Genomic DNA, 11,587 nt, shown 5'->3' with positions numbered 1-11,587 from the left:
GAGGAAGATGATCACTGTGACCGAAGCAACCGCCACCGCGGGAGCACTGAAGCGCCTCTCCGACGAGGGCGTCTCGATCTGGCTGGACGACCTGTCGCGCAAGCGGATCAGCACCGGCAACCTCGCCGAGCTCGTCGCAGAGAAGAACGTCGTGGGCGTGACCACGAACCCGTCGATCTTCGAGGCCGCCATCGGCTCCGGCGAGGGGTACGAGGAGCAGCTGGCCGACCTGGCCGTGCGGGGGGTCACGGTCGAGGAGGCCGTGCGGATGATGACGACGCAGGACGTGCGGGCCGCGGCCGATATCCTGCATTCTGTATACGATGTGTCACATGGCACAGACGGCCGGGTCTCCATCGAGGTCGACCCCCGCCTCGCCCACCGCACCGCCGCCACCGTCGCCGAGGCCAAGCAGCTCTTCTGGCTGGTCGACCGCCCCAACGTGATGATCAAGATCCCGGCGACGAAGGCCGGCCTCCCGGCGATCACCGCGGTCGTCGCCGAGGGCATCAGCGTCAACGTCACGCTGATCTTCTCCCTGGAGCGCTACCGCGAGGTCATGGCCGCCTACCTGGCCGGTCTGGAGCAGGCCGCCGCCAAGGGCCTGGACCTCGCCACGATCCACTCCGTGGCCTCCTTCTTCGTCTCCCGCGTCGACAGCGAGATCGACAAGCGGCTGACCGCCATCGACACGGACGAGGCGCTCGCGCTGAAGGGCCGGGCGGCGCTGGCCAACGCGCGGCTCGCCTACGAGGCGTACGAGCAGGTCTTCGCCGGCGAGCGCTGGGCGGCCCTGTCCGCGGCCGGTGCCCACAGGCAGCGCCCCCTGTGGGCGTCCACCGGTGTGAAGGACCCGGCGTACAAGGACACTCTCTACGTCGACGAGCTGGTGGCCCCTGGGACCGTCAACACGATGCCGGAGGCGACGCTGAACGCGACCGCCGACCACGGTGACATCCACGGCGACACGGTGACCGGCGGCTACGCCCAGGCCCGCGCGGACCTGGCGGCCGTCGAGAAGCTCGGCATCTCCTACGACGAGGTGGTGGGCAGGCTGGAGGACGAGGGCGTCGCCAAGTTCGAGGTGGCCTGGCAGGAGCTGCTGGACGCCGTCGCGAAGTCCCTGGACAGCAAGGGAGTTGAGGCGTAATGAGCGAGACCGCCAAGGAGGTGCGGGTGCCGGTGGTGCCCGCCGCCGACTGGGACAACCCGCTGCGCGACGAGCGCGACCGGCGACTGCCCAGGGTCGCGGGCCCGTCGGGCCTGGTCATCTTCGGGGTGACCGGTGACCTGTCGCGCAAGAAGCTGATGCCGGCGATCTACGACCTGGCCAACCGCGGTCTGCTGCCACCGGGCTTCTCGCTCGTCGGCTTCGCCCGCCGGGACTGGGAGGACCAGGACTTCGCGCAGGTCGTCCACGACGCGGTGCGCGAGCACGCCCGGACCCCGTTCCAGGAGGAGGTCTGGCAGCAGCTGGCCGAGGGCATGCGGTTCATCCCCGGCGACTTCGACGACGACACGGCGTTCAAGCAGCTGAAGGCGGCCGTCGACGAGCTGGACGGCTCCCGGGGCACCGGCGGCAACTTCGCGTTCTACCTCTCGGTGCCGCCGAAGTTCTTCCCGAAGGTCGTACGGCAGCTGAAGAAGGTCGGCCTGGCCACCCCGCCGCCCGGGGCCTGGCGGCGGGCGGTCATCGAGAAGCCGTTCGGCCACGACCTCAAGTCGGCGCAGGACCTGAACGCGGTCGTGCACGACGTGTTCGATCCGGACCAGGTGTTCCGCATCGACCACTACCTGGGCAAGGAGACCGTCCAGAACATCCTGGCGCTGCGCTTCGCCAACCAGATGTACGAGCCGATCTGGAACCGGTCCTACGTCGACCACGTGCAGATCACCATGGCCGAGGACATCGGCATCGGCGGCCGGGCGGGGTACTACGACGGCATCGGCTCGGCCCGTGACGTCATCCAGAACCACCTGCTGCAGCTCATGGCCCTCACCGCGATGGAGGAGCCGATCGCGTTCGACGCGGACGCGCTGCTCACCGAGAAGCTGAAGGTCCTGAAGTCGGTGCGGCTGCCGGAGGACCTGGGCCGGCACACCGTGCGCGGGCAGTACGCCGAGGGCTGGCAGGGCGGCGAGAAGGTGATCGGCTACCTCGAAGAGGACGGCATCGACCCGAAGTCGAAGACCGACACCTTCGCGGCCGTCAAGCTGGGCATCGACAACCGCCGCTGGGCGGGCGTCCCCTTCTACCTGCGCACCGGCAAGCGGCTGGGCCGCCGGGTCACCGAGATCGCGGTGGTCTTCAAGCGGGCCCCGCACTCCCCCTTCGACTCCACGGCCACCGAGGAGCTCGGCGCGAACGCGATCGTCATCCGCGTCCAGCCCGACGAGGGCATGACGGTCCGGTTCGGCTCCAAGGTGCCGGGCACCTCGATGGAGATCCGGGACGTGACGATGGACTTCGCGTACGGCGAGTCGTTCACGGAGTCCAGCCCGGAGGCGTACGAGCGGCTCATCCTGGACGTGCTGCTCGGCGACGCCAATTTGTTCCCTCGTCACCAGGAAGTGGAAGAGTCCTGGAAGATCCTCGACCCGATCGAGACGTACTGGGCAAAGCATGGTAAGCCCGCACAGTACGAGTCCGGCAGCTGGGGACCGCAGGAAGCCGACGAGATGCTCGCACGAGACGGACGGAGCTGGCGCAGGCCATGAAGATCGACCTGACCGACACCACGGCAAGCAAGATCAACAAGGCGCTGGTGCAGGGGCGCCGCGCCATCGGCACACCCGCCGTGGGCATGGTCCTGACGATGGTGATCGTCACGGACGAGGAGAACGCCTACGACTCGATCAAGGCGGCCGAGGAGGCCTCGCACGAGCACCCCTCGCGCACCCTGGTCGTCATCAAGCGGCACGCCCGCACCCTGCGCGACCGCACCACCTCCCGCCTCGACGCGGAGGTCCGGGTCGGCTCCGAGGCCGGCACCGGCGAGACGGTCGTGCTGCGGACGTACGGCGAGGTCTCCGACCACGCCGACTCGGTGGTGCTGCCGCTGCTGCTGCCGGACGCCCCGGTGGTCGTGTGGTGGCCGGTGGAGGCCCCGGAGACACCGTCCAAGGACCCCCTCGGCGCGCTCGCCCAGCGCCGGATCACCGACCTGTACGCGGTCGAGCGGCCGATGCAGGTCCTGGAGTCCCGCGCCCGCACCTACGCGCCCGGCGACACCGACCTGGCCTGGACCCGGCTCACCCTGTGGCGGTCCATGCTGGCCGCCGCCCTCGACCAGGCCCGGGTCGACGTGACCTCGGCGGCCGTCGAGGCCGAGGCGGACAACCCCAGCGCCGAACTCCTCGCCCGCTGGCTGGAGGCGCGGCTGAAGGTCAAGGTGGACCGCGTGGTCTCGCCCGGCCCGGTGGTCACGGCCGTACGGCTCGGCACCGCCAACGGCGAGATCCGCATCGACCGCCCCGAGGGCCCCCTCGCGAGCCTGACCCTGCCGGGCCAGCCGCCGCGCACCCTCGCCCTGAAGGTCCGCCCCACCTCCGAACTCATCGCCGAGGAGCTCCGCCGCCTCGACGCCGACGAGATGTACGCCGTCGCCCTGCGGGGCGAGGGCACCAAGGAGACCGTCTCCCATGCCTGACACCCCCGAGCTCACCCGGCGGCCCGAGTGGGCCGCCCTGGAGGACCACCGGGCCGAGGGACAGCCCGTCCTGCGTGAGCTGTTCGCGGCCGACCCGGCGCGCGCCGAGCGGTACGTCGTACGGGTCGGCGACCTGCACATCGACTACAGCAAGCACCTGATCACGGACGAGACCCTCGCCCTGCTCCAGGAACTGGCCACCGCCACCGACGTGTTCGGGCTGCGGGACGCCATGTTCCGGGGCGAGAAGATCAACATCACCGAGAAGCGTGCGGTGCTGCACACCGCGCTGCGCGCCCCGCGCGACGCGGTGGTCGAGGTCGACGGGGTGAACGTCGTCCCGGCCGTGCACGCCGTGCTCGACAAGATGGGCGCCTTCGCCGACCGGGTCCGCTCGGGCGAGTGGACCGGCCACACCGGCAGGCGGATCAGGAACGTCGTCAACATCGGCATCGGCGGCTCGGACCTGGGCCCTGCGATGGCCTACGAGGCCCTGCGGGCGTTCACCGCACGGGAGTTGACCTTCCGGTTCGTGTCCAACGTGGACGGCGCCGACCTGCACGAGGCGACCCGCGGCCTGGACCCGGCGGAGACGCTGTTCATCGTCGCGTCCAAGACGTTCACCACGATCGAGACGATCACCAACGCGACCTCGGCCCGCACCTGGCTCCTCGACGGTCTCGGGGGCGACGAGAAGGCGGTGGCCAAGCACTTCGTCGCCCTGTCCACGAACGCCGGGAAGGTGACGGAGTTCGGTATCGACCCGGACAACATGTTCGAGTTCTGGGACTGGGTCGGCGGCCGCTACTCCTACGACTCCGCGATCGGCCTCTCGCTGATGATCGCCGTCGGCCCGGACCGCTTCCGCGAGATGCTGGACGGCTTCCACCTGGTCGACGAGCACTTCCGCACCGCCCCCGCCGAGGCCAACGCGCCGCTGCTGCTGGGCCTGCTGGGTGTCTGGTACGGCAACTTCTTCGACGCCCAGTCGCACGCGGTGCTGCCGTACAGCCACTACCTCTCCAAGTTCACCGCCTACCTCCAGCAGCTGGACATGGAGTCCAACGGCAAGTCGGTGGACCGCGAAGGCCGGCCGGTGCAGTGGCAGACCGGCCCGGTGGTGTGGGGCACGCCCGGCACCAACGGCCAGCACGCGTACTACCAGTTGATCCACCAGGGCACCAAGCTGATCCCGGCGGACTTCATCGGCTTCGCCGTGCCGGTCGCCGAGCTGAGCGGTGAACTCAAGGCGCAGCACGACCTGCTGATGGCGAACTTCTTCGCCCAGACCCAGGCACTGGCCTTCGGCAAGACGGCTCAGGAGGTCCGCGCGGAGGGCGTCGCCGAGGAGCAGGTGGCACACCGCACCTTCAAGGGCAACCACCCCACGACCACCGTCCTGGCCCGCGAGCTGACCCCGTCGGTCCTCGGCCAGCTCGTCGCCCTCTACGAGCACAAGGTCTTCGTGCAAGGCGCGATCTGGAACATCGACTCCTTCGACCAGTGGGGCGTCGAGCTCGGCAAGGTGCTCGCCAAGCGCATCGAGCCCGCCCTGACCGAGGGCGCCGACGTGCCCGGCCTCGACCCGTCCACCACCGCCCTCGTCTCGACGTACCGCACGCTCAAGGAAGTGAACTGACATGCAGCTCGGACTGATCGGCCTCGGCAAGATGGGCGGCAACATGCGCGAGCGGATCCGCCGCGCCGGCCACACCGTCATCGGCTACGACCGCAACCCCGACGTCTCCGACGTCAAGAACCTGGAAGAACTGGTCGAGAAGCTCGACGCCCCGCGCGTGGTGTGGGTGATGGTCCCGGCAGGCCACGCCACCCAGTCCGTCGTCGACGAACTCAAGGACCTGCTGTCCGAGGGCGACACCGTGGTCGACGGCGGCAACTCCCGCTGGACGGACGACGAGAAGCACGCCGCCGAACTCGGCATCAAGGGCATCGGCTTCGTCGACGCCGGTGTCTCCGGCGGCGTGTGGGGCCTGCAGAACGGCTACGCCCTGATGGTCGGCGGCGACAAGCAGCACGTCGAGCGGCTGCACCCGATCTTCGAGGCGCTCAAGCCGGAGGGCCCCTACGGCTATGTCCACGCCGGCAAGGTCGGCGCCGGGCACTTCTCCAAGATGGTCCACAACGGCATCGAGTACGCCATGATGCAGGCGTACGCCGAGGGCTGGGAGCTCCTGGAGAAGGTCAAGTCCGTGGACAACGTCCGCGAGGTCTTCCGCTCCTGGCAGGACGGCACCGTCATCCGCTCCTGGCTGCTCGACCTCGCGGTCAACGCCCTGGACGACGACGAGCACCTGGACAAGCTGAAGGGCTTCGCGCAGGACTCCGGCGAAGGCCGCTGGACGGTCGAGGCGGCCATCGACAACGCGGTGCCGCTGCCGGCGATCACGGCGTCCCTCTTCGCCCGGTTCGCGTCCCGCCAGGACGACTCCCCGCAGATGAAGATGATCGCGGCGCTGCGCAACCAGTTCGGCGGCCACGCCGTCGAGTCGAAGTAGGTGTGCCGTGGGGGACCTCCTCCTGGTCCGCCACGGTGAGACGGAGTGGAGCAGGTCGGGCCAGCACACCAGCTGGACCGACCTGCCCCTCACCCAGCACGGCGAGGAACAGGCCAAGTCCCTCGCCCCGCTCCTCACCGACCGGACCTACGCACTGGCACTGGCCAGCCCGCTGGACCGCGCGATACGCACCGCCGAACTGGCCGGTCTGACCGGGGTGGTACCAGACCCCGACCTGCACGAATGGGACTACGGCGGCTACGAGGGCGTCACCACGGTGGAGATCCACCGCTCCCGCCCCGACTGGTACCTGTGGACCGACGGCGTCCCGCCGGGCCCGGAAGGCCATCCCGGGGAGTCGCCGGAGCAGATCGGCGAGCGGGCCGACCGGGTGCTCAGGAAGATCGAGACTGCGCTCAACAGCGGCACGGGTGACGTGGTCCTGGTGGCCCACGCCCATTTCCTGCGCGTGCTGACCGCCCGCCGCCTGGGGCTGCCGCCCGCCGAGGGCCGGCTGTTCCAGCTGGCGACCGGGACGGTCAGCCGGCTCTCCACCGAGCACGGGTGGCCCGTGATCGCCGAGTGGAACAAGCAGCCGTAAGAGGCCTCGCGACGGCCCGTCAGTGACAACTGACGGGCCGTTTCGGCGTATTGGCCACCGGTACCCGTCACGCAAGTTTCTACGGCCCATTTCCTAACCCCTTGTCGAAAGTCCCGCGAAGCCCATAGCCTGACGCCGCGCCGGTGCCGTCGTACGCCCCGGCCCGGCCGTGACGGGATGGGAGGGGCAGCCGCGTGAAGCGCACATCGCGTGACATCCGCACCGCGAACCGCTACGAGGTGCTGCGCCAGATCATCGCCCGCTCCCCCACCTCCCGGCAGACGCTGGCCGCCGCCACCGGACTGAGCCTCGCCACGGTCGCGACCCTCGTCGGCGAGCTGCTCGACCTCCGGATGATCACCGAGGTCGGCTTCGAGGACTCGGCCGGCGGTCGCCCCCGCGGACTGGTGGCCGTCAACTCCGCGGGCGGCGCGCTGATCGGTGTCGACATGGCGGAGACGTACGTCCGGGTGGAGCTGTTCGACCTGGGGCTGAACGTGCTGGCCCGCGCGGTGGAGGACATGCGCCCCGGGGAGAGCCGGCCCGAGCAGGTGGTGGGTCAGGTGGCCACGGCCGTCGGCTCGGTGGTCGCCCAGGCCGGCGTCGAGGGCGCCCGGGTACTGGGCGTCGGGGTGAGCGTGCCGGGCCAGGTGGACCGGGCCACCGGCATCGCCGAGTACGCGCCCAACTGGGACTGGCACGACGTGCCGTTGCTCGGCCTGCTCTCCGAACACATCGCCTACCCCCTGCACCTGGACAACCCGTTGCGGGCGAGCGCGGTGGCCGAGCTGTGGTTCGGGGCCGCGCGCGGGCGTGAGGACGCCGTGGTGGTGAACCTCGGGACCGGGGTCGGCGCCGGACTGGTCCTGGGCGGCGGGCTGTACCGGGGCGTGAGCAACAGCGCCGGGGAGTGGGGGCACACGACGCTCGTGCTGGACGGGCGGCTGTGCCACTGCGGCAACCACGGCTGCGTCGAGACGTACGTCGGCGCCCCCGGCATCATGCTCAACCTGCGCGAACTCAGCCCCCGCTCCACGCTGTTGCACCCCGAGGACCAGACGGCGACGATCGACGCGCTGGCCGACGGGGTGGCCGCGGGCGATCCGGTGGCCGCCAAGGTGGTCCGCGACACCGCCCGTTACCTGGGCGCGGGCATCGCGGACCTGGTGAACCTGTACAACCCCGAAGTGGTCGTGCTCAGCAGCTGGGTCGCCAGGAGGCTGGGCGCACCGCTGCTCGACGAGGTGCGCGAGGCCGTCCGGCGGCACGCGCTGCGGCGGCCGTTCGCCGCCGCCGAGATCGTCCTCTCCCCCGTCCCCACCGACCCGGTCTGCCTGGGCGCGGCCACGTTCGCCCTGGAGGGCGCCCTGCAGGCAGTGGGGCAGCGGCCCCCGAGACGCACCACCGGGCCCGCAAGGAGCCGTACCGCACCACCTTCATGACGACGGAAGGGATGCACGTGTCACACCCGCACCGCAAGAGATCGGTCCTCCTGACGGCCGCAGCCGCACTGGCCGTCGCCGGACCCCTGATATCCGCCCCGCCCGCCTCGGCCGCCACCGCTGCCGCCGCCGCCGAGGTCTCCCCGCACGCCGCCCAGACCATCGACGACATCGGCGCCTCGGGCGCCTGGTGGGTCAACGACCTCCAGCACTTCTCCCCCAAGGTCCAGGCCCGGGTGGCGAAACTGCTCTTCTCCAAGCAGGGCCTGGACCTCAGCTCGTACCGCTACAACATCGGCGGGGGCGGGGCCGCGGTCACCACCCCGGCACGGGCCGCCGAGGACTTCCTGGCCTCCGACGGCTCGTACGACTGGAGCAGGGACAAGGGCGGCCGGACGTTCCTCACCTACGCGGCGAAGTACGGCGTCGAGGACCTGATCGGCTTCGTCAACAGCGCGCCCGCCCAGTGGACCACCAACGGGCAGAGCTGCGGCGGGCAGTTGAAGCCGGAGGACGAGAGCGCCTACGCGAACTACATCGCCGACGTCACCGACCATTTCGCCCGCCAGGGCGTGGAACTGGACCACATCAGCCCCTTCAACGAGCCGGACAACGACTTCGGTTCGTGCGGCCAGGAGGGCATGCAGGTCACCGTCGACCAACGCGACGACATCGTGCGGGCGTTGGGCGCCGAGCAGCGGGCCCGGCACCAGAGGACCTCGGTCATCGCCGACGAGTCCAGCCAGACCACGCAGTTCGTCTCCGAACTCCCGCAGTGGATCTCGCAGCCGGACACCGCGCAGTACGTGTCCGCGCTGGCCCACCACACGTACAACAACCCCGACGACGGCCAGCTCGGCAACGTCTACGAGACCTCGCGGACGGTCGGCCAGAAGTCCTGGGCCAGCGAGATCTGCTGCTTCGGCAAGGGCTCCACGGGCTGGAACCAGGAGTACGACCCGTCCATCGACAACGCCCTGCTGATGTCCCGGATCATCTACAAGGACTTCGCGAGCGCCCACGACTCGGCCTTCCAGTGGTGGGTGGCGCTGGCCAGCGGCTACGGCACCGACCCGTACGCGAAGAACGACGTCGGCTGGAACGACGGCCTGGTCTACTACGACCCCGACTTCGCGACGAACGGCAACCAGACGCTGTACTTCACCAAGCGGTACTACGCGCTCGGCCAGTACAGCAAGTTCGTGAAACCGGGCTCGGTCGCGCACAACGTGACCGGGGCGCCGGACGGGGTCGAGGTGTCGGCCTACGACAGCGGCGGCAAGTGGGTGGTCGTGGTCAACAACCACAACACCACGGACACCCCGCTGAGTCTGCACTTCAACAACGCGGCACCGGCGAAGGCCAGGCAGGCGGTACGCACGTCGGCCACCGAGGACTGGGCCGACGTCGCGAAACCGTCGGTGACCGCGGGGACGGTGTCCGCCACCCTCGCCGCCCGCTCCATCACGACGTACGTCTTCGACCAGAAGGGCCACGGCACGTCGGCCGTCACCGGCGCGCTGGCCGGCAGGCAGTCCGGCAAGTGCCTGACGGCGGACGCCTCCGGGGCCGCGATCGCCACCTGCACGGGCGCCGCGGACCAGTCCTGGTCATACCGGGCCGACGGCACCCTGAAGGGCCCGAACGGCTATCTGACGGCCGCCGGTTCCGGCCTGACGGCCACCGCGGGCCCGGCCGGTGACGCGAGCGGGCGCTGGCTGCTGAACGCCAACGGGCAGATCCTCAGCGAGGCGTCCGGCAAGTGCCTCGACGTCAGCGGGCAGGCCACCGCCGACGGCAGCAAGGTGATCCTCTACAGCTGCAACGGCGGCGCCAACGAGGCCTGGACCAGGCAGTAACCGCCCGCCTCGGCGCAGACCGAGGGCCGCCGGCCACCCCCCTGACCCGGCGGCCCTCAACTCGCCCTGCCCGCTGCACTGTTCGTCATCCCGAACCGGGTGCAACGTTTCACGCAGACTTCGTCCAACCTCTTGCCGAAGCATTAGCCGAAGGTTAACGTCCCGCTCCGCGACGCATTTTCAGCCATCTGGTTTCCGAGGTCCCACGGGCCGTAGAGGCACCGCCGCACTCGACAGACAAGGACGTCAGCATGTCGGCACTCAGCAACAACAACTGGTCCCGCCGGTCTCTCTTCCGGGCGGCCGCGGGCATGGCCGCCGCCGGCACGCTGGCCGCGTGCGGCAGCAACAACGGCAGAGGCGGCGGGAGCGGGTCGGGGACGCAGCTCACCCAGTACTTCCACGCCTACGGCGAGGCGGGCACCGAGCAGGCCCTCAAGCGCTACGCGGCGGCGTACAAGAAGGCCGACGTCAGCACCAACTGGATCACCGGCAACAACTTCGAGTCCGCGCTCTTCGCGGCCCTGCTCACCAAGAAGGCGCCCGACGTCTTCGAGTTCCACCCGCAGCTGCAGCTCGTCAAGAGCGGCCAGGTGGCGGACCTGAGCGACATCATCGACCCGGTCAAGGACGACTTCAACCCGAACGACATCAAGTCCCACACGGTCGACGGGAAGATCTACGGGATCCGGATGATCGACGACCCGCAGTTCTTCTACTACCGCAAGTCGATGCTGGAGAAGGCCAAGGTCGAGGTGCCCACCACCCTCGACGAGCTGGTCGAGGCCGCCGCCAAGCTGACCACCAGCAAGGTCAAGGGCGCCTTCCTCGGCAACGACTTCAGCGCGATCCAGAACCCCATCATCTGGTCCGCCGGCGCCGACACCATCGACGACAAGAACCAGATCGCCTACCACACGGACGGCGTCGTCGAGGGGCTGAAGACCCTCCGGAAGCTGTTCACCAGCGGCAACGTACTGCTCGACGCCCCGACCGACTTCTGGGACCCGTCCTCGCTCAACCAGGGCCTGTGTGCCATCCAGTGGGGCGGCATGTGGTCCATGCCGGCCATGCAGAAGGCCCTCGGCGACGACCTCGGTATCTTCCCGTTCCCGAAGATCGGCAGCGCCGGCAAGCTGTCCGTCTACAACGGCGGCTGGTCGATCTTCGTGAACGCCAAGGGCAACAACGTCGACGCGGCCAAGGAGTACGTCAAGTGGCTGTGGATCGACCAGAAGCAGTACCAGGAGGACTGGGCGACCTCGTACGGCTTCCACATCCCGCCGCGCACCTCGATCGCCAGCGGGGCTACCAAGCTCAAGTCCGGCCTGGCCGCCGAGGGCGTGAAGCTCTTCACCGACTACGGCCACTTCGACAACATCGCCTACGACCAGACCATGCAGACCGCGTTCGCCGAGGTGATCGCCTCCTCCGTCCGAAAGAACGGCAACCCCGAGGCCGCGCTCGACACCTGCGACAAGAAGGTCAACGTCGAGCTCAAGAAGCTGTTCGGATAGGC

At 69.6% G+C, this 11,587-nt stretch carries 9 protein-coding genes; all 9 read left to right on the top strand.

Translation table 11 applies throughout. The features are described from left to right. Nucleotides 1–7: 7 nt before the first annotated feature. The 9 genes from tal to ACIQVL_RS42020 all read left to right on the top strand — a co-directional run bounded on the left by tal (nucleotide 8) and on the right by ACIQVL_RS42020 (nucleotide 11,585). Nucleotides 8–1,150, top strand: coding sequence for a transaldolase (gene tal, locus ACIQVL_RS42060; protein WP_403478108.1), 1,143 nt, complete (start codon nucleotides 8–10; stop codon nucleotides 1,148–1,150). Beyond that, nucleotides 1,150–2,718, top strand: coding sequence for a glucose-6-phosphate dehydrogenase (zwf, locus tag ACIQVL_RS42055; protein WP_403440351.1), 1,569 nt, complete (start codon nucleotides 1,150–1,152; stop codon nucleotides 2,716–2,718). The genes tal and zwf overlap by 1 nt, the downstream gene beginning before the upstream one ends. Continuing rightward, entirely contained in the window at nucleotides 2,715–3,650 is a 936-nt protein-coding gene (gene opcA / locus ACIQVL_RS42050; RefSeq protein ID WP_403440348.1) for a glucose-6-phosphate dehydrogenase assembly protein OpcA, read from the top strand. Before zwf ends, opcA begins: the two co-directional genes overlap by 4 nt. Further along, nucleotides 3,643–5,289: a glucose-6-phosphate isomerase gene (gene pgi / locus ACIQVL_RS42045; protein WP_403478107.1), complete on the top strand. Its 1,647-nt coding sequence runs from the start codon at nucleotides 3,643–3,645 to the stop codon at nucleotides 5,287–5,289. Before opcA ends, pgi begins: the two co-directional genes overlap by 8 nt. 1 nt (nucleotide 5,290) lies before the next feature. Next, complete coding sequence (gene gnd, locus ACIQVL_RS42040; protein WP_403440343.1) at nucleotides 5,291–6,166, top strand: phosphogluconate dehydrogenase (NAD(+)-dependent, decarboxylating); 876 nt, start codon at nucleotides 5,291–5,293, stop codon at nucleotides 6,164–6,166. Between the two features lie 7 nt (nucleotides 6,167–6,173). Then, complete coding sequence (locus ACIQVL_RS42035; protein ID WP_403440341.1) at nucleotides 6,174–6,767, top strand: histidine phosphatase family protein; 594 nt, start codon at nucleotides 6,174–6,176, stop codon at nucleotides 6,765–6,767. A gap of 194 nt (nucleotides 6,768–6,961) precedes the next feature. Continuing rightward, nucleotides 6,962–8,209, top strand: a complete 1,248-nt coding sequence (locus ACIQVL_RS42030) for an ROK family protein (protein WP_403478106.1) — start codon at nucleotides 6,962–6,964, stop codon at nucleotides 8,207–8,209. A gap of 11 nt (nucleotides 8,210–8,220) precedes the next feature. Next, nucleotides 8,221–10,068, top strand: a complete 1,848-nt coding sequence (locus ACIQVL_RS42025; RefSeq protein WP_403478105.1) for a glycoside hydrolase — start codon at nucleotides 8,221–8,223, stop codon at nucleotides 10,066–10,068. A 251-nt stretch (nucleotides 10,069–10,319) separates the two neighbouring features. Then, nucleotides 10,320–11,585 (top strand): ABC transporter substrate-binding protein, encoded by a 1,266-nt coding sequence (locus ACIQVL_RS42020; protein WP_403440332.1) that lies wholly within the window; start codon nucleotides 10,320–10,322, stop codon nucleotides 11,583–11,585. The last annotated feature ends 2 nt before the right edge of the window (nucleotides 11,586–11,587 follow it).

This window comes from Streptomyces sp. NPDC090499, from assembly GCF_044769305.1.
Lineage (GTDB): Bacteria > Actinomycetota > Actinomycetes > Streptomycetales > Streptomycetaceae > Streptomyces.
Note: the sequence above shows the minus strand (reverse complement) of the source record. Positions and strands in the feature narration are given on the sequence as shown.